21 protein-coding genes are annotated in these 21,979 nt (G+C 60.3%); 12 read left to right on the top strand and 9 right to left on the bottom strand.

Annotation, left to right across the window (positions count from 1 at the left end; all coding sequences use genetic code 11):
* On the bottom strand, positions 1 to 175 hold a 175-nt coding region (locus AC2FNN_RS17875), incomplete at its 3' end, for a nitrilase-related carbon-nitrogen hydrolase (protein WP_496759827.1).
* Positions 176 to 328: 153 nt separating this feature from the next.
* Between AC2FNN_RS17875 and AC2FNN_RS17870 the strand changes: the two genes are divergently transcribed.
* Positions 329 to 1,810, top strand: coding sequence for an MORN repeat-containing protein (locus AC2FNN_RS17870; RefSeq protein WP_496759826.1), 1,482 nt, complete (start codon positions 329 to 331; stop codon positions 1,808 to 1,810).
* A 4-nt stretch (positions 1,811 to 1,814) separates the two neighbouring features.
* Here the strand turns inward: AC2FNN_RS17870 and AC2FNN_RS17865 are convergent, their stop codons facing one another.
* Positions 1,815 to 2,480, bottom strand: coding sequence for an SDR family NAD(P)-dependent oxidoreductase (locus AC2FNN_RS17865; protein ID WP_496759825.1), 666 nt, complete (start codon positions 2,478 to 2,480; stop codon positions 1,815 to 1,817).
* A 289-nt stretch (positions 2,481 to 2,769) separates the two neighbouring features.
* Here AC2FNN_RS17865 and AC2FNN_RS17860 point away from each other — a divergent pair, with 289 nt between their 5' ends.
* Entirely contained in the window at positions 2,770 to 4,338 is a 1,569-nt protein-coding gene (locus tag AC2FNN_RS17860; protein ID WP_171634829.1) for a 2-isopropylmalate synthase, read from the top strand.
* A gap of 177 nt (positions 4,339 to 4,515) precedes the next feature.
* Here AC2FNN_RS17860 and AC2FNN_RS17855 read toward each other — a convergent pair whose 3' ends face one another.
* On the bottom strand, positions 4,516 to 5,301 hold the full coding sequence (locus AC2FNN_RS17855) for a 23S rRNA (adenine(2030)-N(6))-methyltransferase RlmJ (protein ID WP_496759824.1): 786 nt from the start codon (positions 5,299 to 5,301) through the stop codon (positions 4,516 to 4,518).
* A gap of 155 nt (positions 5,302 to 5,456) precedes the next feature.
* Here AC2FNN_RS17855 and AC2FNN_RS17850 point away from each other — a divergent pair, with 155 nt between their 5' ends.
* The 6 genes from AC2FNN_RS17850 to AC2FNN_RS17825 are packed head-to-tail and all read left to right on the top strand — an operon-like array spanning position 5,457 to position 12,023.
* Entirely contained in the window at positions 5,457 to 6,503 is a 1,047-nt protein-coding gene (locus tag AC2FNN_RS17850) for a rod shape-determining protein (protein WP_039523195.1), read from the top strand.
* A gap of 58 nt (positions 6,504 to 6,561) precedes the next feature.
* Entirely contained in the window at positions 6,562 to 7,464 is a 903-nt protein-coding gene (mreC, locus tag AC2FNN_RS17845) for a rod shape-determining protein MreC (protein WP_496759823.1), read from the top strand.
* Positions 7,457 to 7,993, top strand: coding sequence for a rod shape-determining protein MreD (locus tag AC2FNN_RS17840; protein WP_496759822.1), 537 nt, complete (start codon positions 7,457 to 7,459; stop codon positions 7,991 to 7,993). The genes mreC and AC2FNN_RS17840 overlap by 8 nt, the downstream gene beginning before the upstream one ends.
* Positions 7,990 to 9,939: a penicillin-binding protein 2 gene (gene mrdA / locus AC2FNN_RS17835; RefSeq protein WP_496759821.1), complete on the top strand. Its 1,950-nt coding sequence runs from the start codon at positions 7,990 to 7,992 to the stop codon at positions 9,937 to 9,939. The genes AC2FNN_RS17840 and mrdA overlap by 4 nt, the downstream gene beginning before the upstream one ends.
* Positions 9,936 to 11,075 (top strand): rod shape-determining protein RodA, encoded by a 1,140-nt coding sequence (rodA, locus tag AC2FNN_RS17830; RefSeq protein ID WP_496759820.1) that lies wholly within the window; start codon positions 9,936 to 9,938, stop codon positions 11,073 to 11,075. Before mrdA ends, rodA begins: the two co-directional genes overlap by 4 nt.
* A gap of 15 nt (positions 11,076 to 11,090) precedes the next feature.
* Entirely contained in the window at positions 11,091 to 12,023 is a 933-nt protein-coding gene (locus AC2FNN_RS17825; protein WP_496759819.1) for a 2-hydroxyacid dehydrogenase, read from the top strand.
* A gap of 2 nt (positions 12,024 to 12,025) precedes the next feature.
* Here the strand turns inward: AC2FNN_RS17825 and AC2FNN_RS17820 are convergent, their stop codons facing one another.
* From AC2FNN_RS17820 to AC2FNN_RS17795, 6 genes are all read right to left on the bottom strand, one after another.
* Positions 12,026 to 14,041 (bottom strand): M3 family metallopeptidase, encoded by a 2,016-nt coding sequence (locus tag AC2FNN_RS17820; RefSeq protein ID WP_496759818.1) that lies wholly within the window; start codon positions 14,039 to 14,041, stop codon positions 12,026 to 12,028.
* A gap of 75 nt (positions 14,042 to 14,116) precedes the next feature.
* Entirely contained in the window at positions 14,117 to 15,166 is a 1,050-nt protein-coding gene (locus tag AC2FNN_RS17815; RefSeq protein WP_496759817.1) for a HesA/MoeB/ThiF family protein, read from the bottom strand.
* Positions 15,166 to 15,621 (bottom strand): dUTP diphosphatase, encoded by a 456-nt coding sequence (gene dut / locus AC2FNN_RS17810; RefSeq protein WP_496759816.1) that lies wholly within the window; start codon positions 15,619 to 15,621, stop codon positions 15,166 to 15,168. Before dut ends, AC2FNN_RS17815 begins: the two co-directional genes overlap by 1 nt.
* A 15-nt stretch (positions 15,622 to 15,636) precedes the next feature.
* Complete coding sequence (gene coaBC, locus AC2FNN_RS17805) at positions 15,637 to 16,833, bottom strand: bifunctional phosphopantothenoylcysteine decarboxylase/phosphopantothenate--cysteine ligase CoaBC (protein ID WP_496759815.1); 1,197 nt, start codon at positions 16,831 to 16,833, stop codon at positions 15,637 to 15,639.
* A 63-nt stretch (positions 16,834 to 16,896) separates the two neighbouring features.
* Positions 16,897 to 17,721, bottom strand: a complete 825-nt coding sequence (locus AC2FNN_RS17800) for a ChaN family lipoprotein (protein ID WP_496759814.1) — start codon at positions 17,719 to 17,721, stop codon at positions 16,897 to 16,899.
* Positions 17,718 to 18,596, bottom strand: coding sequence for an RNA polymerase factor sigma-32 (locus tag AC2FNN_RS17795; protein WP_496759813.1), 879 nt, complete (start codon positions 18,594 to 18,596; stop codon positions 17,718 to 17,720). Before AC2FNN_RS17795 ends, AC2FNN_RS17800 begins: the two co-directional genes overlap by 4 nt.
* Positions 18,597 to 18,695: 99 nt before the next feature.
* Between AC2FNN_RS17795 and cobU the strand changes: the two genes are divergently transcribed.
* The 4 genes from cobU to AC2FNN_RS17775 form a co-directional block, all read left to right on the top strand.
* Positions 18,696 to 19,217 carry a bifunctional adenosylcobinamide kinase/adenosylcobinamide-phosphate guanylyltransferase gene (gene cobU / locus AC2FNN_RS17790; RefSeq protein WP_496759812.1) on the top strand — a complete coding sequence of 174 codons (522 nt, stop codon included), beginning with the start codon at positions 18,696 to 18,698 and terminating at the stop codon, positions 19,215 to 19,217.
* Positions 19,214 to 19,792: a histidine phosphatase family protein gene (locus tag AC2FNN_RS17785; RefSeq protein WP_496759811.1), complete on the top strand. Its 579-nt coding sequence runs from the start codon at positions 19,214 to 19,216 to the stop codon at positions 19,790 to 19,792. Before cobU ends, AC2FNN_RS17785 begins: the two co-directional genes overlap by 4 nt.
* A gap of 58 nt (positions 19,793 to 19,850) precedes the next feature.
* Positions 19,851 to 20,732 (top strand): glutathione S-transferase, encoded by an 882-nt coding sequence (locus AC2FNN_RS17780; RefSeq protein WP_496759810.1) that lies wholly within the window; start codon positions 19,851 to 19,853, stop codon positions 20,730 to 20,732.
* 47 nt (positions 20,733 to 20,779) lie between these two features.
* Positions 20,780 to 21,979 (top strand): YifB family Mg chelatase-like AAA ATPase (locus AC2FNN_RS17775; RefSeq protein WP_496759809.1); only part of this gene is annotated, 1,200 nt, incomplete at its 3' end.

Here is a 21,979-nt window from a genome sequence, read left to right as displayed (position 1 = left end):
TTAGCACCAGATCCTGCGTGTTGTATCCGGTGATGAACATCTCGGGGAAAGCCACCAGATCGGCCCCCGCCGCCTTGCCCTGTTCCCACGCGGCAACGACCTTGGCCGCATTGCCGTCAATATCCCCTACGGTCGGGTTCAGTTGCGCCAGAGTGATGCGGAAACGGTCGGCCATGCTGCCCTCTTGCCTCGTCAGTCCTATTGCCATTTAGCAGATCACCGCGCGAGTAAAAGGCCAATGCGGCAAAACCCGTTGCCCTGGCCTCGACGGTATCCTAGTTTTGCGCCCAGGGATGCAACCAACGATGATCCGGCAGGCAGGACCAAAATGAACGTGATCCGAAACTCAATTGGGGCTGTGGCCATGAGCCTGGCAGCTGCGACAGCTTTTGCACAGGACGGCACGATTATCGTCAAGGATGACGAAGTGGGCGGCGTCTACGAGGGCACTTATGAAAACGGCCTGCGCCACGGGACGGGCACGTATCGGCTGCCCAACGGGTTCGAATACACCGGCCAGTGGGTGGAAGGCGAAATTCAGGGCCAGGGCGTCACCAAGTACCCGGATGGATCGGTTTACGAAGGCGCGTTCCTCAAAGGTCAGCCGGACGGGCGCGGCAAGATCGTTTACGCCAATGGCAGCAGCTATGACGGAGAGTGGTCCGACGGGTCCATCAACGGCACGGGCGTCGCTGAATTTGCCAATGGCTCGCGCTATGAGGGTGAGTTCAGGAACGCGCAACGGCACGGCAAGGGCAAACTGACCTTTCCCGATGGGTATGTCTACGATGGCGACTGGGTGGACGGTCAGCGGCAAGGCAAGGCCACGATCACCTATGCCGATGGCAGCGTTTACGAAGGCGACGTTAACGCCGGCTTGCGCGATGGCACAGGCACCCAGACGATGCCTGACGGAATGATTTACGAGGGTGAATGGACGCAGGACCAGATCACCGGGACAGGTCGCCTGACCTATGCCAATGGTGATGTGTATGAAGGCGAGCTTGTGCAGGGGCGCCGTCAGGGCAAAGGCAAAGTAACTCACGCGTCAGGGGACGTCTACGAGGGCGACTTTGTCGATGATCGCCGCCATGGCAAAGGCACGTTCACCGGAACCGATGGTTTTGTGTACACCGGCGACTGGAACCAGGGTCAGATAGAAGGCCTGGGTGAGCTGACCTATCCCGACGGTTCGGTTTACGTGGGCGATTTCGTGGCCGATCTGGCGGAAGGAAACGGCCGCATCACCTATCCCGACGGCTCCACTTACGAGGGTGAGTGGATCGCCGGCGTCATCGAAGGCCAGGGTACGGCGACCTATGCCACCGGCATGATCTACAAGGGTCAGTTCAAAAACGCGCAAAGCCACGGCAAGGGTGTGATGACCCGCGCGGACGGTTCGATCTATGACGGAGACTGGGTCAACGGGGTTCGTCAGGGAAAAGGCAAGGCGACATACTCTGACGGCACGGTATACACCGGGGACTTCGTGAACGGAAAGCGTCACGGCAAAGGAGAAATCGTGACCCCTGCCGGGTTCAAATATGTCGGCGACTGGTCCGAGGGCAAAATCAACGGCGAAGGCATTGCGACCTATTCGAACGGCGACGTCTATGAGGGCAACTTTGTCGACAACAAGAGGCAGGGCAGCGGAACCATGCGCTATGCCAACGGGCAAGAAGAAACCGGTATCTGGGAAAACGGTGTTTTGCCAAATCAAACTCCGGACCAGCAGGGCGGCGCAGACGCTCCGGCACAGCAGACAGACCCGGATTCAGAGGCGGCACAACCAGATCCGTCTGGCGAATGATCGTTCACCAGGGAATAGGTTTTCCGGCCCAGTCAAAGAACCCACCGGTATCCACCGGGCGCAACCCGCCGATCACGGACATAAGGTTGCGCGCGGCTTCACCGGGTTCGACGGCGGGATGCCGGCCCAGATATTTCCGAGTAAACTCTGTTTTGACCGTGCCGGGATGCAGCACAACACATATCGCCTGTTTATGGGTCCGGGCCAATTCAATTGCCGAAGTGTGGACGATCTGATTGACCGCGGCCTTGGCCGCGCGGTAGCTGATCCAACCGCCCATCCGATTGTCGCCAATGGACCCGACCCGCGCGGACAATACAGCAAACACCGAACGCCGCTGTCGCGGCAACAACTGATGGGCCCGGCTTAGCACCAACGCCGGACCAACGGCATTCAGAGCAAACTGGTCCATCATTGCCCTTGCCGAAACAGATCGAATGGTCTTTTCGGGCGCAATGCCTGAAATTTCCAGCGCCCCGGACGCGACAAGAACAAGATCGAACGGGCCCGATAGGCGATCAAGCATCCGGCTTGCTCGGTCTGGCTCCATCAGATCGAACCCCTCGGCAGAGCGCGAGAGGCACGTCACCGCAACGCCCTGCGCCTCCAATTGCTCGCGTACGGCCGCACCGATCCCGCCGGACGCACCAATGATCAAAGCAGTATCCATCTGCGACCAGCTAGCGGCAAGGACGGATCAATCAAGGGACAGGGAATTTCCAACCCCCTACACCGCAGCTTGTCGAAAATTGGTTCTTTTCATTCCCGGCGGCGTCTGTATAACCTCAAACCCATGATCAACTGCGCAGATATCCCTTTTGCCAAAGCCGCCCCTCGCGGCGCGGTTCTGCGTGGCCTACTGATCCTAATCCGCCTCTGAGCGTGCCATCCGGCGCGCCCGCTCAGAGGAGGACGCCAGCGCGCCATCAGGCTTTAGGACAGACAAGAAAGAGATTCCCATGACCAACGTGACCGACCAAGACCGCGTCTTGATCTTCGATACCACTTTGCGCGACGGCGAGCAGAGCCCCGGCGCGACCATGACCCATGACGAAAAGCTCGAGATTGCCGAGTTGCTGGATGACATGGGCGTCGACATCATCGAAGCCGGTTTTCCGATCGCATCCGAAGGTGACTTCAAAGCGGTAACCGAGATTGCGCAACGATCCAAAAACAGCCGCATCTGCGGTCTGGCCCGCGCCAATTTCGCTGATATCGACCGCTGCTGGGAGGCGGTCAAACACGCGGAACAGAACCGCATTCACACCTTCATCGGCACCTCTCCGCTGCACCGCGCCATTCCGAACCTGACACAGGACGAGATGGCGGACAAAATCCACGAAACGGTCAGCCACGCGCGCAACCTGTGCGAAAACGTGCAGTGGTCGCCGATGGATGCAACCCGAACCGAATGGGATTACCTGTGCCGCGTCATCGAAATCGCGATCAAGGCCGGGGCAACCACCATCAACATCCCCGACACCGTGGGATATACTGCACCGCTGGAATCCGCTGACCTGATCAAACGCCTGATCGAAACGGTTCCGGGCGCAGATGAGGTGATCTTTGCCACCCATTGTCATAACGACCTTGGCATGGCGACAGCGAACTCGCTGGCGGCCGTCATCGGTGGCGCACGCCAGATCGAATGCACCATCAACGGCTTGGGCGAACGCGCCGGCAACACTGCACTGGAAGAGGTCGTGATGGCGATGCGCACGCGCAACGACATCATGCCCTTCCACACCGGGATAGACACGACCAAGATCATGCATATCTCGCGCCGAGTCGCCACGGTGTCGGGCTTCAACGTGCAGTTCAACAAGGCCATTGTCGGCAAGAACGCATTTGCCCACGAAAGCGGCATCCATCAGGACGGAATGCTCAAGAACCGCGACAATTTCGAGATCATGCGCCCCGAGGATATCGGCCTGTCGGGCACATCCCTGCCTCTGGGCAAGCACTCGGGCCGCGCGGCCCTGCGCGACAAACTTGAAACGCTGGGTTTTGAAGTTGGCGACAATCAACTCAAAGACATCTTCGTGCGGTTCAAGGATCTGGCGGATCGCAAGAAAGAAGTGTTCGACGACGATCTCATTGCGCTGATGACCCTGGATGAGGCGGACGACTATCTGCAATTGGTGTCGATGAAAGTCACCTGCGGCACCGGCGGCCAGGCGGAATCGACGGTCGAGCTGGAAGTCGACGGCAAGGACGTCATCGCAACTGAACATGGTGACGGGCCGGTAGACGCGACCTTCAAGGCAATCCGTGCGATTTACCCCAACACGGCCCGTTTGCAGCTGTATCAGGTTCATGCGGTGACCGAAGGCACCGATGCGCAGGCCACGGTTTCGGTCAGGCTGGAAGAAGATGGCATGATCGCCACGGGTCAGTCGGCGAACACGGATACTGTCGTGGCTTCGGCCAAAGCCTATATCCACGCGCTGAACCGCCTGATCGTGCGTCGGGAAAAGACCGGCCCGGGCGCGGATGCCCGCGAAATCAGCTACAAAGACCTGACCTGATCAAAATTGGCGCGGTGAGGGGCTCCCGCAACTGCGGTTGCCCGGCTGCGCCGAGCACCCTTGCAGCTTTGGGCCCGGCAGCGCGCCTGCGGCGCGCTGCCGGGCCCAACATGTTTGACGGCGTCTCTGATGCAGGCAAACAGGGCGGGAGCATCGACTGCATTTCTTTGACTGGCCTCAGAGACCTGAAAATAGCTGCGACAGACGTGTCGTTTCTTCCTCGATGCCAAATGGTGCGTTCAAAATGAACATCCCTGATCCCACCATCCGATGCCCCTCGCGCACCGGTGGGAATGTCACCTCATGACAAATGGCCTTGGGGAAGTTCTGCGCTTTTAGCGTCGCGATCATCCGGGCGTGGCGTTTGTCCGTCAGAACCGGGTACCACAGCGCGATCACCCCGACATTCCATTTCCGGTGCAGTTTGGCCATCACTCCGGGCAATCGATCGTAATAGGTCTTCACCTCATAGCTTGGGTCAATCAGCAAAAGCCCCCGTCGCGGCGTCGGAGGCAGCAGGGATTGCACCAGTTCAAACCCGTCCTGCCGATACACCTTCGCCCCGAACGGTGACATTGCCAAAGACAGCGCGGCATGTTCCTGGGGGTGCAGCTCGGCAAAATGCAGACTGTCCTGATCCCTCAACAGATGTGCTGCAATCATCGGCGATCCCGGATAGGCCGCGTCGCCATGCCGGACCCGCATGTTTTCCAGAACCCGCGCCATCGGATGTCCGGGGCCGAACCACCCTTCTCGTTTCGCGCGCTCGATTCCCGCCGCCGCCTCGCCCGTCCGCATGGATTCGTCCGCGTCCAACTGGTACAGCCCCCGCCCGGAATGCGTTTCGACATAGCTGAGCGGCTTGTCCTTCTGTGTCAAATAATTCAGCACCCAGGCCAGCAATGCGTGCTTTTGGACATCAGCCAGATTCCCGGCGTGGTAAATGTGTTGATAAGAGAGCATTTTGCCTTCTAAAGTCCCATTCAATAAGGCGGAAAGGTGCTGATTGTCGCGGAATCAGCCCTTTTACCGGGCGTGATGGCACCCTATAAGTCATCCGTCCCGGAACCGTCGAGTCGCGGGCAGTAGAAAAACCGACATACAGGATCAGGGGAAACATGGGGATCTTTGGCAATCTGGGCGGCCTGTTCACAGCGGACATGGCCATTGACCTTGGAACGGCGAACACGCTGGTTTACGTCAAGGGGCGCGGTGTCATCCTGTCTGAGCCTTCGGTCGTAGCGTATCACGTCAAGGACGGCGTGAAGAAAGTTCTGGCCGTTGGCGAAGATGCCAAGTTGATGCTGGGCCGGACGCCCGGTTCGATCGAAGCCATCCGCCCCATGCGCGAAGGTGTGATTGCTGACTTCGATACAGCCGAAGAAATGATCAAGCACTTCATCCGCAAGGTGCACAAGCGTTCGACCTTCTCGAAGCCCAAGATCATCGTCTGCGTCCCCCATGGCGCGACACCCGTTGAAAAGCGGGCGATCCGTCAGTCGGTTCTGTCCGCTGGTGCCCGCCGCGCCGGCCTGATCGCCGAACCGATCGCCGCCGCCATCGGCGCGGGCATGCCGATCACCGACCCGACCGGCAACATGGTCGTCGACATCGGCGGTGGTACAACCGAAGTGGCGGTTCTGTCGCTGGGCGACATCGTCTATGCCCGCTCGGTCCGCGTGGGTGGCGACCGCATGGACGAAGCCATCATCTCGTACCTGCGTCGCCAGCAGAACCTGCTGGTCGGTGAATCCACTGCGGAACGCATCAAGACGACGATCGGCACGGCGCGGATGCCCGATGATGGCCGCGGCCAGTCAATGCATATCCGGGGTCGTGACCTGTTAAACGGCGTCCCCAAGGAAATCGAGATCAGCCAGGCCCAGGTGGCCGAAGCGCTGTCGGAACCCGTCCAGCAGATCTGCGAGGCGGTGATGACTGCGCTGGAAACCACGCCGCCCGATCTGGCCGCCGATATCGTGGATCGCGGCGTCATGCTGACCGGCGGTGGTGCATTGCTGGGCGATCTTGATCTTGCCCTGCGCGAACAGACCGGCCTGGCCGTGTCCATCGCGGACGAAAGCCTGAATTGTGTGGCTTTGGGCACCGGCAAGGCGCTAGAATACGAAAAACAGCTGCGCCACGCGATTGACTACGAAAGCTGAGGCGCGCACCCTTTAGGGGCAGTCTGAATTCGGCACGAGCAGCACGGGAAGGTAACCTGTGGCAAAAGACCGATCACAGCGCGATGACTACACGACTCCTCTGCGCCGCTTGTTGCTGGGGATCGTCATCCTGTGCTTGCTGGGCATCTTTCTGGTCTGGCGGATCGACAGCCCCCGCGTCGAGCGGTTCCGCGCGCAGGTGGTGGACGCAGTCGTACCGTCGATGGATTGGGCCATGGTGCCCGTGACTGCCGCCGTCAATCTGGTGCGTGACTTCCAAAGCTACCAGCGTCTGAGCGAGCAGAACCGCGAGTTGCGCAGCGAACTGCGCCTGATGCGTGCCTGGAAAGAGGCCGCACTGCAATTGGAGCAGGAAAATGCGCGGCTGTTGGATCTGAACAATGTCCGCCTCGACCCGCGCCTGACATACATCACGGGTGTTGTGATGGCCGACAGCGGGTCACCCTTCCGGCAGTCCGTCCTGTTGAATGTGGGGGAACGCGACGGGATCGTGGATGGATGGGCCACGATGGACGGCATTGGCCTGGTTGGCCGAATTTCCGGTGTCGGGCCGGACACGGCTCGGGTGATCCTGGTGACGGACGCCACCAGTGCCATTCCTGCAACCATTCAGCCTTCTGGCCAGACCGCTTTGATCAAAGGCGACAACAACCCCGCACCCGTGGTGGAGTTTCTTGAAAACCGCGAGCTGGTCCGTCCCGGTGATCGGGTGATCACATCCGGCGATGGTGGCGTGTTTCCGGCAGGCCTTTTGATCGGCCAGATCGCCGCGGATCCCGGCGGCCGCCTGCGCGTTCGCCTTTCGGCGGATTTTGAACGGCTCGAGTTTCTTCGCGTTCTGCGCTTCCATTCGCCCCCGCCAATTCAGGATCCGGGTGGGATCGTCGGGCCAACTCGGCCCGAAACTGCGCTTGTACCGGATGAGGTCAGCGATGGATAGGCCCGCCTCATACAGCTGGGCCATGCGCGGCCTTTACGCTGCGCTGGCCTTTGTCGTGCTTTTCCTGCATTTGCTGCCGCTTGATGCGCAACCGGATCGCTGGCCTTTTCCTGATGTATTGATTGCGCTGACCTTTGCCTGGGTATTGCGGCGCCCCGATTATGTGCCCACGCTGCTGGTCGCGTTCGTCATGTTGATGGCAGATCTGTTGCTGCAACGCCCGCCGGGCCTTCTGGCCGCGCTGGTGGTGTTTGGCACAGCCTATCTGCGCTCTGCCGCTCCGGGTATGAAGGACACTGGATTTGTCGGAGAATGGATGTCCGTCGGTGTGGTGATTGCCATGGTGTTTTTGATGAACCGGGTCGTTCTGTCGATCTTGTCGGTGCAGCAGGCTGCTTTGTGGCCAGTCGTGATTCAACTTGTGCTGACAATCGCCTTCTACCCGATCATCGTGCTGTTGAGCCAAAGCGTATTTGGCGTCCACCGCCTGTCTGCTGCGGATGCCGGAGCTGTAGGGGGCGGGGCATGAAGCAACGCAAACCCAAGTCGCCGGGCCTTGCCTATAAACGCCTGCCACGCCGCGCGCTGTTGCTGGGCGGTTTGCAGGCGGCTTTTATCGGCGGGCTGGCCGCACGGATGCGTTTCATGCAGGTGGATCAGGCCGACGAATATCGCCTGCTGGCCGAAGAAAACCGCATCAACATTCGACTGATCCCGCCAACCCGCGGGCGTATCTATGACCGCAATGGTCAGATCATCGGTCAGAACTCACCATCCTATCGCATCGTCATCGTGCGTGAGGATGCGGGTGACGTCGACAAGGTGATTGCCAAATTGTCGGAACTCATCCCCCTGAACGACGATGAGATCGAGCGCGCCCGGACCGAAATGCGCCGATCAGCCCCGTTCCTGCCGGTCACTCTGGCAGATCAGGTCACTTGGGAAGATATCTCGAAAGTCGCGGTCAATGCCCCGGCCCTGCCGGGTGTGACGCCCGAGGTCGGCCTGACACGGCAATACCCACGCTATGAGGATTTTGCCCATATCGTCGGTTATGTCGGCCCGGTCAGCGACTACGATCTCAGCAAGCTCGAAGACCCCGAGCCGGTTTTGCGAATTCCCCGGTTTCAGATTGGCAAGGTCGGGTTGGAAGCCAAGCAGGAAATTGCCTTGCGTGGCAAAGCCGGCGCCAAGCGTGTCGAAGTCAATGCCACAGGGCGCGTCATGCGCGAGCTGGACCGGCAGGAAGGTCAGCCGGGTGCGGACTTGCAATTGGCGATCGATGCCGACCTGCAACAATATGCGCAAGCGCGGCTGGCAGGTGAAAGCGCGGCGGCAATTGTTCTGGATTGCGAAACCGGGGACCTGCGCGCTGTCAGCTCTACACCTAGTTTCGATCCAAATCTGTTTGTGCGCGGTATATCGGTCGCTGACTATCGGGCATTGACGCAGGACAAGTATCGTCCTCTGGCCAACAAGTCCGTGCAAGGTACTTATCCTCCGGGTTCGACGTTCAAGATGGTCACTGCACTGGCCGCGCTGGAGGCCGGCGTAATAGGCCCCGGCAACACAGTGTATTGCCCCGGGCACCTGAAGGTCGGCAGCCGCAGGTTCCACTGCTGGAAGCGAGGAGGGCATGGCACGGTCGATCTGAACCTGTCGCTGAAACGCAGCTGCGACGTCTATTACTACGACGTGGCCTTGCGGGTCGGGATCGACAAGATATCCGAGATGGCCCGCACGCTGGGGCTGGGCGTCAAGCACGATATTCCGATGTCGGCGGTTGCCGCTGGACTTGCCCCCAATCTGGAATGGAAGCAGCGGACACATGGTCAGGATTGGCTGGTGGGCGACACGGCCAACGCGTCCATTGGGCAAGGGTTCATGCTGGCATCACCGCTTCAACTGGCCGTCATGACGGCTCGTATCGCCACCGGCCGATCTGTGACACCGCGGCTAGTACGTTCGATCGACGGTGTCGAGCAGCCTTCGGGCGCGGGGGAACCGCTGAACATCAACGCCTACAATCTGGAGCAGGTGCGCAAGGCCATGTACTCGGTCTCGAATGATCGGCGTGGGACGGCCTATCGCAGCCGCATCATCGCGGATGAGTTCCGCATGGCCGGCAAAACCGGCACCAGCCAGGTTCGGAACATCACCAAGGCCGAGCGTGCCGCCGGCGTGATCCGCAACGAAGACCTGCCATGGGAACGTCGCGATCACGCCTTGTTCGTCTGCTTCGCGCCCTATGACAATCCGAAATACGCGGTTGCCGTGGTCGTTGAACATGGCGGCGGCGGGTCCAAGGCGGCGGCACCGGTGGCCCGCGATATTATGCTTCAGGCGCTCTACAACGGTACTCCGCCGCTTGAGGCATATCCGGTTGCCGACCGCGAGAGGATCAAGGAACAGCAAAAACGGCTCGAGGGCGACCGTCGCCCCAAAGCGCGTCCCGATGGAAAGGACCGCGCATGAGCTATCTAGAATATGCCGTGAAATCCACGCCGTCGGGGTTTCGGAAATTCCTGTACATGAACTGGCCGCTGACCCTGTTGCTGATCAGCACGGCCAGCGCCGGGTTCCTGATGCTGTATTCAGTCGCAGGCGGTTCATGGACACCCTGGGCAGAACCCCAGATGGAGCGGTTCGGGCTTGGCCTGACCACGATGTTCATCATTGCTTTGGTTCCGATCTGGTTCTGGCGCAACATGTCCGTGCTGGCCTATCTCGGTTCGGTCGCGTTGCTGGTATTCGTGGAGTTGTTCGGCACCATCGGCATGGGCGCGCAGCGTTGGATCGACCTTGGGTTCATGCGCCTGCAACCCTCAGAGGTCATGAAGGTGGCCCTGGTCATGGTTCTGGCGGCCTATTACGACTGGCTTCCATCGCACAAGACGTCTCGCCCTCTTTGGGTCATTATTCCCGTGGTCCTGATTGTTCTGCCCACTTTGCTGGTTCTGAAGCAGCCGGATCTCGGCACGTCGATTCTGCTGTTGGCCGCCGGTGGCGGGCTGATGTTTCTTGCGGGTGTCCACTGGGCTTACTTTGCAGCCGTCATCGCCGCCGTCGTGGGCCTGATCGCCACCGTGTTCAACAGTCGCGGGACCGAATGGCAATTGCTCAAGGATTATCAGTTCCGCCGGATCGACACGTTTCTTGACCCTTCTACCGATCCTTTGGGTGCCGGGTATCACATCACGCAATCCAAGATCGCCCTTGGTTCCGGGGGCTGGAACGGGCGCGGTTTCATGCAGGGTACACAATCCCGGCTGAACTTCCTGCCCGAGAAACACACCGACTTCATCTTCACCACCCTCGCAGAGGAGTTCGGGTTCGTCGGTGGCATCACGCTCTTGGTGCTCTACGCCCTGATCCTTGTGTTCTGCATGGCGACGGCACTGGCCACCAAGGATCGGTTCTCGTCACTGGTTACTCTGGGCATCGCGCTGAACTTCTTCTTGTTCTTTGCCGTCAACATGTCGATGGTAATGGGTATGGCACCGGTCGTGGGCGTCCCACTGCCAATGGTCAGCTATGGCGGATCGGCCATGCTGGTGCTGATGGCCGCGTTCGGCATCGTCCAAAGCGCTCATATCCATCGTCCTCGCTGATCTGAAAGGCCCCCGATGCCCGTAAACGTTCTGTTTTCCGCGCGCCCTGCACTTTGGCCCGTGTATGAACCGCTGCTCACTCGATACCTCGCGGAAGCTGGCGTCATGGCGCGGCTCGGTACGGAATTTGACCCGGACCAGGTCGATTACGTTGTCTACGCTCCGAATGGCGGGTTATTGGATTTTTCGCCCTTTACGCGCCTGAAGGCGGTTCTGAGCCTCTGGGCCGGGGTTGAAAAAATCGCGGACAATGACACGCTGACCGTCCCCTTGGCGCGAATGGTGGATCACGGGCTGACGCAGGGTATGACCGAATGGGTGGTGGGCCATGTGCTGCGCTATCATCTGGGAATGGATCGCCACATCACTATCCAGGATGGCGTCTGGGCCCCGGATGCCCCACCTTTGGCGCAAGAGCGCAAAGTGTGCATTCTGGGCCTCGGCGCCTTGGGCGAAGCCGCGGCCCGCGCTCTGGCCTTGCTGAATTTCACGGTCACTGGCTGGAGCCGCACCGCCAAGGACATCCCCGGCGTAACCTGCCTGCACGGGCCTGACGGTCTGCGTGACGCGCTTTCCCGGGCCGAGATACTGGTTTTGCTGCTGCCTGACACCACTGCCACGGAAAACGCGATGAATGCTGAAACGCTGGCCCTGCTGCCCAAAGGCGCGCGGATCATCAACCCGGGTCGCGGGCCCCTGATCGATGACGATGCGCTGCTGGATGCCTTGAACGCGGGTCAGGTCGGTCACGCGACGCTGGATGTGTTCCGGGTCGAGCCCCTGCCCCCCGATCACCCGTATTGGGCACATCCGAACGTGACGGTGACCCCTCATATCGCGTCCGAGACCCGCCCGGCCACAGCCGCGCAGGTCATTTGCGAAAACATCCGGCGTGGCGAAGCCGGAGAGCCCTTCGTGCACCTGGTGGATCGCGCTTTGGGCTACTGATTTCAGGCCGCGATCAGACCGCGGCCTTTCAACAGGGCGTCAACCCCCGGCAATCTTCCCCGGAACGCCAGATACAGGTCTTCAGCCTCGCGCGAACCGCCAGTGGACAGGATGTTGTCCTCCAACGCTTTGGCGCGTTCCGGGTCAAAGGCGCCTCCCGCCTCTTCAAAGGCGGCAAAGGCGTCGGCATCCATCACTTCGGACCACATATAGCTGTAATACCCCGAGCTGTAGCCATCGCCTGCGAAGACATGCGCGAAATGCGGAGTAGCGTGCCGCATTCCAATGGCCTTCGGCATCCCCAACCCGGCCAAAACTTCTGACTGCTTCGCCATCGGATCTGCCGGCGCCTCGCCATCGTGGAAGGCCAGATCGACAAGGGCCGAGGCGACATATTCCACCGTCTGAAATCCCTGATCGAAATTGGCCGCTTTCAGCACCTTTTGCAGCATTTCCTGCGGCATCGGCTCGCCCGTTTCCGCATGGGTCGCAAACTCGGCAAGAACCTCGGGCACTTCCAGCCAGTGTTCGTAAAGCTGGCTGGGCAATTCTACGAAATCGCGCGCCACGGACGTGCCCGAGATGCTTTCATATGTCACGTTGGACAGCATCTGATGCAGGGCATGGCCGAATTCGTGGAACAGGGTGCGTGCATCGTCATAAGACAGCAGCGCCGGATCACCCTTTGCGAAGTTGCAGACATTGATGACAATCGGTGCCTGTTCTTTCGGGAATCTGGCCTGTGCCCGCATCGCGCTGCACCAGGCACCTGATCGCTTTGACCCTCGTGCAAAGTAGTCGCCGATGAACACGGCGACGTGCCGACCGTTGCGCGTAACCTCCCACGCGCGGCAATCAGCGTGATAAAGCGGCACGTTCAAAGGTTTGAATTTCAGCCCGAACAGGCGGTTTGCACAAGCAAACGATGCCTCGATCATCCGGTCCAGTTGCAGATAAGGTTTCAGTTCCGCCTCATCCAGATCATGTTCCGCCTTGCGCCGCTTTTCAGCGTAATAGCGCCAGTCCCATGCTTCCAGCGGGCCGTTGACACCGTCTTCCTGCATCATCTGGGTCAGGATTTCCGCGTCCGCATCGGCGCGGGCCTTGGCAGGTTCCCACACCTGCATCAATAACTCACGTACCCGGTCTGGAGTACGAGCCATTTCAGTTTCCAGCTTGTAATCGGCGAAGTTGTCATAGCCCAACAGCTTGGCGCGTTCCTCACGCAAGCCCAGAATCTCAGCGGCGATGTCGCGATTGTCGGTCTCGCCGCCATTCGCCCCGCGGGCAGCCCAGGCGCGATAGGCTTTTTCACGCAGATCCCTACGGGGTGAAAACTGAAGAAACGGCACGATCAGCGACCGGGAGAGGGTAACAACCGGCCCCAAGGCGCCCTTTTCCGCACCAGCAGCCCGTGCCGCATCCACGACGAAATCCGGCAGGCCGTTCAGATCCTCTTCGGTCAGATCCATGTACCAGTCCCGCTCATCCGCCAGCAGGTTCTGGGTAAACAACGTGCCCAGCGACGCGAGGCGCGACTTGATTGCTTGCATACGGGCGTCTTCGTCCCCTTCCAAGGCCGCACCGGCACGCACAAAGCCCCGGTGGGTCAGCATCAGCACACGCGCCTGTTCCTCGGTCAGGTCAAGATCATCGCGCCGTGCCCATAGGTCGGCCACACGCTTGAACAGCGACTTGTTGGAAGAAATGCCCGAAAAATGCGCCGAGAGCTTGGGGGAAAACGCGCGTTGCAATTCTTCCCGCTTGGGGTTGCTGTCCGCGCCCGCAATCGTGAAGAAGACCGACAGTACCTTGTCCAGTTGCCCGCCCGCAGCCTCGAGCGCCTCGATCGTGTTGGCGAATGTGGGGGTATCCGGATTTGCCGCAATTGCGTCAATCTCGGCGTTATGCTCTTTCATCGCCTGCTCTAGTGCCGGCGAGAAATCATCATCCGAAATATCGGAAAAAGGGGCGATTTCAAACGGTGTGGTCCAGTTGGACAGGATCGGGTTGGTCATGCGGATCTCCTTTGATCCCATAGCTATGTCGCCATGGCCGGGTGTTCCAGAACACCCAACCCATGTGAAGAAAGGTTAATCGTTTGTCATGCCACAAACAGGGCAATCGCCCCGGCGGGTCAGAACAATCTTGCGGCTTTCGCCAAACAGCGCGTCATAGATCAGCATCTCGCCGCGCAGCGCCATGCCGGCGCCTGTTATCACCTTGATCGCCTCGACCGCCATCATTGATCCGACGACGCCCGGCAGCGGACCGATCACTCCGGCCTCGGAACAGGACGGGGCCAGACCGGGGGCCGGGGCCTCTGGGAAGATACACTGATAGCAGGGGCTGCCATTGGCGGGGTCAAACACACTCAGTTGACCTTCCCACTGCGACAAAGCCCCCGAAATCAGCGGTTTTCCCAGCGCGACGGCGGTTCGGTTTGCCAGATACCGGGTCTCAAAATTGTCGGTTCCGTCAAGGATCAGATCGAAGTCTGCAAACAGGTCGGTGGCGATCTCCTCGCTCAAGCGGCGGTGATAGGGCAGAACAACGACGTTCGGGTTTTGCGCCTCCATCGCCTGCTGGGCCGAAAAGACTTTGGGCATTCCAATATCCGCGTCGCGGTGAATGACCTGTCGTTGCAGGTTGGCATTCTCGACGAAATCATCGTCGATGATCCCGATCGTGCCGACACCCGCAGCCGCCAGATATTGCAGCGCAGGTGCGCCCAGACCACCTGCGCCGATGACCAGAACGCGGGCTTTTTTAAGTTTTTTCTGACCGGGCCCACCCAGTTCGCGCAAAACGATATGGCGGGCATAGCGGTCCAGCTCGGTCTCGGTAAATCGGTCCGAAGGCATGTCGGGCGCCGGTTCCGAAGTTGAAACTGCGCGGTTGCGCAAGGCTTTGAGTATTCTGCCATACAGCAAAGCCAGCGCCGCGAAACCCACAAGGATCAGCCAAAGCGCCGCAGACCCGCCAGTTGCTTCGCGAAGAGGGTGCCCATCCGGCAAGATCAGATGGGACAGTATGACGCCTGCCAACAACACACCAACGGAAACCACGCGCGCTTTTTTCGACGTGCCGGCGATATGACCAACACCCCAAAGCCCCGCAGCCAGGATGAAAACCAACAGCATCAGCCGCGCCCGGTCGAGCCGAAACCGCCAGCCCCGCGATCGGTTTCGCCCAGCGCCTGAGCCAGTTCAAACCTGGCCTGCACCACCGGCGCGACCACAAGCTGCGCGATACGATCCCCGTGGGCGATCTCGAACCGTTCCTGGCCCGCATTCATCACGATCACACCCAAGGGCCCACGGTAGTCGCTGTCGATGGTGCCCGGCGTGTTGGGCAGTGTAATCCCATGTTTCAACGCAAGGCCCGAGCGGGGCCGAACCTGAACCTCATACCCTTGCGGGATTTCAATGCGCAGGCCGGTCGGCACCAGCGCCCGCTGACCGGGTTCCAGCGTAATCGGCGCGCCGTCGGGCAGATTGGCACGCACGTCCGCGCCGGCCGCCCCCGAGGTTTCGTAAGAGGGAAGCGCCACGGCGGGGTCTGCCCCGTCTTCGCGGATCACCCGGATTGCAACCATGCCCTTGCCTTTCCTTCAGCCTGCCAATGCATCCGCGATTTTCGCCGCCAGACGCCGGGCAACTTCGTCTTTGCCCATACGGGGCCATTCCTCGGCCCCGCTGTCCGAAATCAGGGTGACCGCATTTTCTGACCCGCCCATAATGCCCGTTGCAGGGCTGACATCGTTGGCGACGATCCAGTCGCAGCCTTTGCGCAGGCGTTTGGCCGTGGCGTGCTCGATCACATTGTCCGTCTCGGCCGCAAATCCGACAACCAACGGCGGACGGTTCGCGCCCATCGCGGAAACACGTTTCAGAATGTCCGGGTTTTCGGCGAATTCCAGTACCGGCAGGCCATCGCGGCTTTTCTTCAGCTTCTTGTCCGATGCGCTGGCGACACGCCAGTCCGCGACCGCAGCCGCGAATACTCCGGCATCGACGGGCAGAGCTGCATCAACCGCATCAGACATCTGTTGCGCGGTTTCGACGGGCACGACCCGCACGCCCGCCGGGGGCGGCACGTCTGCCGGGCCGGTCACAAAGGTCACCTCGGCCCCCAATTCCGCCAGCGCCCGAGCCACGGCGGCACCTTGAGCCCCGGACGAGCGGTTCGCGATATACCGGACCGGATCTATTGGCTCATGCGTCGGGCCGGACGTCACCAGCACCCGCTTGCCCGACAAGGGCCCCGCAGACAACCGAGCCTCAACCGCCGTGACAATTTCCAGCGGCTCGGACATGCGCCCCGGGCCGTATTCGCCACAGGCCATGTCGCCTTCGTTCGGGCCCACAAAGCGCACGCCATCTGCTTGCAGCTGCTTCAGGTTTCGCTGCGTTGCCGGGTGGGTCCACATCCGCACATTCATCGCGGGCGCACACAGAACGGGTGTGTCCGTGGCCATAAGAAGGGTCGATGCCAGATCGTTGGCCAGCCCTGCGGCCATCTTGCCCATCAGATCCGCCGTTGCGGGGGCCACAACGATCAGATCCGCAGAGCGGGACAGTTGAATATGCCCCATCTCGGCCTCATCGGTAAGGTCAAACAGATCGCGATAGCCTTTTTCACCTGCCAGTGCAGATACCGACAGCGGCGTCACAAACTCTTCCGCAGCGCGCGTCAATACAGGGGTCACGTCCGCGCCACGCTCGCGCAACCTGCGGATCAGGTCCAGCGATTTGTAGGCCGCGATTCCGCCACCGATAATCAGCAGAATGCGTTTGGATGACAGCATGTTCAGCCCTTCCTGTCCCGGTCGGCCCCGACATTAGGCAAGGCCCGCAGGTAGTTCCAGCGATTAATTCTGAACCTGAAATGCCGCACAGGGGTCTTCGCGCTCGGCTGTGGGGCTGTCAATCACGATATCGAAATCTCCGTCGATCGCTCCATCCTCGGATTGTCCGACGGCCACAACTTTCCATCCTGGCTTGAGGCGCACAAGATAGGTCGGTATGCCCCGATCCTTGCGCGCATGGCCGTTTCCGGTGATCACGGCAACCGGACCCCCGGTTTCGTCCATCGCACGAACCACGGCACGGGCCAGCACAGCATCGCGCAATCGTTGGATCGCAACCATCTGGGGCAAGATTTCAGCCGGAAGCGCATCGCAATGCGCCGCCAGCTGGTCGGCTTCGCGCGCGGCCTGTTCTTCGGGCGAGAGAGGCACCGTCAATCCATAACGTGCCGCGTCCGCACCCAACGCCGTGGCGGCACCGCGTTCCATCGCGGCACGCGCGGCAGCACGCGGAACCATGGCCCCGTAAACCGGCGCGCCCGACGCTTCGAACACCGGATAATACATGCTGAGCGGCGGCCAGCCACTTTCAGCCCATTTCAGAATGCGACTCAGCTCCTCCGGGTTGGACACAGCTTTCTGCGCGAGCCTCTGCGCGCCCTCTTCCGTGACCATTTCCCAGACGACGGCCGAAGGTGAAACAGCTTCGAGCACCTCGGCCTGCACCAGGTGATGCGTCGGGTTGTCGTGAACTTCCCCCAATATCACGACATCGGCGTCTTGCATCGCGGACATGGCATCAGCGGGAACGAGTCGATCTGCCAGCCCCGGTCGCGCTGCCGCAACCGTAAGACCCAGAACACACGCAAGAATCGCAAACTGTTTCATGCGATGAAGTGTTGCACCTCGCGCGACTGGGCTTCAAGGTTCTTGCGCATTTTCGCAAAGGCTGCGGCCTCAAGCTGTCGTACACGTTCTTTTGACAGGCCCAGTTCGGTTCCAAGGCTTTCCAGGGTTCGCGCGGGGTCTCGCAGCTTGCGCTCGCGCACTATGAAACGCTCGCGATCATTCAAGGCCTTCATCGCCGTCAACAGCCACTTGCGCAATTGTTCGGTATCATGGCTGTGTTCAACTGCTTCGGCTGCCTGCTCGCGGTCATCTTCCAGGGCATCGATCCACTCGCGCCCATCCTCATCAGCGGATTGCACCGCATTCAGCGAAAAATCTGAGCCGGACAGGCGGCCTTCCATCATCTCAACGTCGCGTAGCGGCACACCGATTTCCGTAGCAATCATTTGATGCAACTGATGACGGTCCAGGTCCTGACCTTCGGTGGCGGCTTCGCGTTCCAGCCGGGCCTGAACACGGCGCATGTTGAAGAATAGCGACTTCTGGGACGAGGTTGACCCGGTCCGAACCATGGACCAGTTCCGCATGACATAGTCCTGAATGCTCGCCTTGATCCACCAAACGGCATAGGTCGAAAACCGCACGCCGCGATCCGGATCGAACTTGTCTGCGGCCTTCATCAGGCCAAGGCCTGCTTCCTGAATGAGATCATTCATCGGCGCGCCATAGCGCTTGAACTTGGCCGCCATCGAAATCGCCAGACGCATATAGGCGGTGATCAGACGGTGCAACGCCTGTTCATCACGCTCATCACGCCAGGCGTAAGCCAGTTTCAGTTCGGTTTCCGCATCCAGCAGCTCGGCCTTCATTGCTTGCCGGGACATCGAAAAGTCCGTCGCATTATCCAGTGCCATAAACCTCTCCCCTGTTTGCAGGTACTGGTCAGACTTGCCTTGCCGACCTATGACCTTTACGCAAAACAGCACCAATCGGATCAACTATAGGTAAGTACTGTGTCGCCGGATTTAACCTTGGTTCTGGGCGGGGCCGCGTCGGGCAAGTCGGTTTTCGCCGAAGAACTGGTTGTTTCTCGGGGGAAAAGCCGAGTTTACCTTGCGACATCACAAGTGTTTGATGACGAGATGCGTGAGAAGGTTCAGCGCCATCTCGCGCAACGCGGCGACGGTTGGACCACCATTGAAGAACCTTTCGATCCGGGGCCGGTTCTGGCCACGTTGTCGCCCGAACAGATTTGCCTGATTGACTGCGCCACCATGTGGCTGAGCAACCACCTGTTGGCCGAAACCGATCTGGAAGCGGCACAAACCGCCCTGCTTGAAGCCCTTCGCGGATGCCCGGCGCAAATCGTGATCGTCTCGAACGAGGTTGGCCAGGGCATTGTCCCGGACAACGCCCTGGCCCGCCGGTTTCGCGAAGCCCAGGGGCGGCTGAACATCGCGCTTGCAGCGCAGGCCGATCTGGTCGTGCAGATCACCGCCGGGTTGCCCTTGGTTCTGAAAGGGCAATTGCCGTGACGCGCCTTCACTTTGTCCGACATGGGCCGACGCACGCGAAAACCATGGTCGGCTGGTCCGACCTGCCCGCTGACCTGAGCGATACCGCCGCGCTGAAACGACTGCATGACCATTTGCCGCCCGAGGCGCTTGTGATCTCGTCCGATCTGTCACGGGCAGTTGACACCGCCACTGCCATACAAGGTCAACGTCAACGCCTTCCTCATCATCCGGGCTTGCGGGAAATCCATTTTGGTCACTGGGAGTTGCGCGGATTTGCCGAAATCGAAGCCGAAGACCCGGAACTGGCCTTTGCCTATTGGGACAACCCCGGCGATGTCCGCCCGCCGCAGGGTGAAAGCTGGAACGAGGTCCGCAATCGGGTCGACGCGGCGATCGACACGCTTGTTTCAGCACATAAAGAATGCGATCTGGTTATCGTTGCGCATTTCGGCGTTATCCTCACTCAGGTGCAGCGCACCCTTGATCTGGATGGACAACAGACTTTTTCACACCGAATCGACAACCTGTCGGTGACGGAAATCCTGATCGACGCAGACAGGTGGTCCGTCGGTACAATCAATCACCTTCCGTGAACAGACCCCGCACAAATCACTGTTTTACCGGGCTGCGAACCTGCGGCATCGTCTGCGAATGACATATGATTTGTATATCGGCGACCGCCTCTTCTCCAGCTGGTCGATGCGTGGCTGGTTGATGCTTGAGAAATTCAACCTGCCCTATGAAAGCCACATGATTGGCCTGTATTCGGGCACCATGGCCCAGGATATGGAGCCCTTGGCCCCGGCGCGACTTGTGCCTGCCCTGCGCCTGCCGGAAGGAACTGTGGTCGGCGAAAGCCTGGCCATGGCTGAAACCCTGGCCGAGCGCCACCCTGATGCCGGGTTGTGGCCATCAGATCCCGCCGCCCGGGCAACCGCCCGCTGGCTGTGCGCCGAGATGGTGGCAGGGTTCGGTGCCTTGCGGGGTGAATGCCCGATGCAATTGCTGCACGTCTGGCAGGGTTTCAACCCATCAGATGAAACACTGGCAGATCTGGCACGCATCGAAACACTCTGGGACCATGCGCGCAAAGTGTCCGGTGCGGAACAAGGCCCGTTGTTTGGCACGTATTCGCTGGCGGACGTGTTTTACACACCTGTCGCAACGCGGATCATCGGATATGGGCTGCCGGTTTCCAAGGCGAACCGGGCCTATTGCCTGGACCTGTTGTCAGACCCCGCCGTCAGACAATGGCGCGCAATGGGTCTGACCGTCAGATACGACCCTTTTCCCTATCGTCAGGATTTGCCGTCCAAGCCCTGGCCGATCGGAGGGATTTCAACCGCCAAGCCGGTCTCCGGCCCGTCAATCAACCAAGTTTGCCCGTATTCCGGCAAACCCGTCGCGGAGTTTCTGGAGTTGGATGGCAAATGCTGGGGCTTCTGCAATCCATTCTGCCGCGACAAAACAATTGCCGATCCCGACGCGTGGCCCAAATTCGCTGCATTGCGCGCAACCGTTAACGAATCTTAAACCACAACCATGGCAGCAACGTCCTGTTAACCAAGAACAGGACTGCCATGGTCGCCCGCGCCCACACTGTTGCCTTTCACGGCGTCGAAGCCCGCCCGGTCGAGGTGCAATGTGCCGTATCGCCCGGCTTGCCGGCCTTTTCCATCGTTGGCCTTCCCGACAAGGCCGTATCCGAAGCCCGCGACCGTGTCCGCAGCGCGCTGAGTGCGATGGCCATCGCTCTGCCGTCGAAACGAATTACGATCAACCTGTCTCCTGCCGATCTGCCCAAGGAAGGCAGCCATTTCGACCTGCCCATCGCGGTCGCGCTGTTATCGGCGCTCGAGGTCATCCCAGCCGATGCCGCCGAAGGAACAGTTGCACTGGGAGAGTTGTCGCTTGATGGCTCTTTGGTGCCTGTCGTCGGCGCCCTGCCTGCGGCCATGACAGCCGCGTCCGAGGATCGCATGTTGCTGTGTCCCAAAGCCTCCAGCGCCGAAGCGGCATGGGTCGACGCCACTCAGGTTATCGGTGCGGGTTCCCTGGGCGATGTTGTCCGCCATTTCTCGGGACAGTCCCCTTTACCGGCGGCACAACCCGGCGAGGTGAATCTGACGCCCAGCTTGCGGGATCTGCGCGATGTAAAGGGACAGGAACGCGCCAAGCGCGCTTTGGAAATCGCGGCAGCCGGGCGTCACCATCTGATCATGATCGGTACGCCGGGGTCGGGCAAATCCATGCTGGCTGCACGGCTTCCGGGTATCTTGCCTCCGCTGACCGCAGTCGAAGCGTTGGAAACTTCGATGATCCAGTCCCTGTGCGGGTTGCTGGACGAAGGCGGCATAAACCGCACACGTCCTTTTCGGGAACCGCATCATACGGCCTCGATGGCAGCCATTGTCGGCGGGGGCAAAGGTGCCAAGCCCGGAGAAATCTCATTGGCGCATAACGGCGTGCTGTTCATGGATGAGTTCCCCGAATTTCCGCGTATGGTTCTGGAAACCCTGCGCCAGCCAATCGAATCCGGAGAAGTCATGGTGGCGCGGGCCAATGCCCATGTGAAATACCCCTGCCGTTTCATGCTGGTGGCCGCCGCGAACCCATGCAAATGCGGCTACCTGACGGATCCGTCGCGCGCCTGCTCTCGCGCACCCGGCTGCGGCGAGGATTATCTGAACCGTATCTCGGGGCCCCTGATGGACAGGTTCGACCTGCGGATCGAAGTTCCGCCTGTGGGCTTCACCGATCTTGATCTGCCCCCATCCGGC

This window comes from Ruegeria sp. BHSA118 (assembly GCF_059613405.1).
The sequence above is the reverse complement of the archived record's forward strand: the minus strand, read 5'-3'. Positions and strand labels throughout refer to the sequence as shown.

Bases quoted from the DNA above. Each gene is read 5' to 3' on its own strand.
- AC2FNN_RS17820 (WP_496759818.1), bottom strand. From the start codon at position 14,041: ATGACCAACCCGATCCTGTCCAACTGGACCACACCGTTTGAAATCGCC.
- AC2FNN_RS17795 (WP_496759813.1), bottom strand. From the start codon at position 18,596: ATGGCACTGGATAATGCGACGGACTTTTCGATGTCCCGGCAAGCAATG.
- AC2FNN_RS17850 (WP_039523195.1), top strand. From the start codon at position 5,457: ATGGGGATCTTTGGCAATCTGGGCGGCCTGTTCACAGCGGACATGGCC.
- AC2FNN_RS17800 (WP_496759814.1), bottom strand. From the start codon at position 17,721: ATGAAACAGTTTGCGATTCTTGCGTGTGTTCTGGGTCTTACGGTTGCG.
- AC2FNN_RS17855 (WP_496759824.1), bottom strand. From the start codon at position 5,301: ATGCTCTCTTATCAACACATTTACCACGCCGGGAATCTGGCTGATGTC.
- AC2FNN_RS17780 (WP_496759810.1), top strand. From the start codon at position 19,851: ATGACATATGATTTGTATATCGGCGACCGCCTCTTCTCCAGCTGGTCG.
- AC2FNN_RS17815 (WP_496759817.1), bottom strand. From the start codon at position 15,166: ATGCTGTTGGTTTTCATCCTGGCTGCGGGGCTTTGGGGTGTTGGTCAT.
- AC2FNN_RS17865 (WP_496759825.1), bottom strand. From the start codon at position 2,480: ATGGATACTGCTTTGATCATTGGTGCGTCCGGCGGGATCGGTGCGGCC.
- AC2FNN_RS17860 (WP_171634829.1), top strand. From the start codon at position 2,770: ATGACCAACGTGACCGACCAAGACCGCGTCTTGATCTTCGATACCACT.
- dut (WP_496759816.1), bottom strand. From the start codon at position 15,621: ATGGTTGCAATCCGGGTGATCCGCGAAGACGGGGCAGACCCCGCCGTG.
- rodA (WP_496759820.1), top strand. From the start codon at position 9,936: ATGAGCTATCTAGAATATGCCGTGAAATCCACGCCGTCGGGGTTTCGG.
- coaBC (WP_496759815.1), bottom strand. From the start codon at position 16,833: ATGCTGTCATCCAAACGCATTCTGCTGATTATCGGTGGCGGAATCGCG.
- AC2FNN_RS17840 (WP_496759822.1), top strand. From the start codon at position 7,457: ATGGATAGGCCCGCCTCATACAGCTGGGCCATGCGCGGCCTTTACGCT.
- mrdA (WP_496759821.1), top strand. From the start codon at position 7,990: ATGAAGCAACGCAAACCCAAGTCGCCGGGCCTTGCCTATAAACGCCTG.
- AC2FNN_RS17870 (WP_496759826.1), top strand. From the start codon at position 329: ATGAACGTGATCCGAAACTCAATTGGGGCTGTGGCCATGAGCCTGGCA.
- AC2FNN_RS17825 (WP_496759819.1), top strand. From the start codon at position 11,091: ATGCCCGTAAACGTTCTGTTTTCCGCGCGCCCTGCACTTTGGCCCGTG.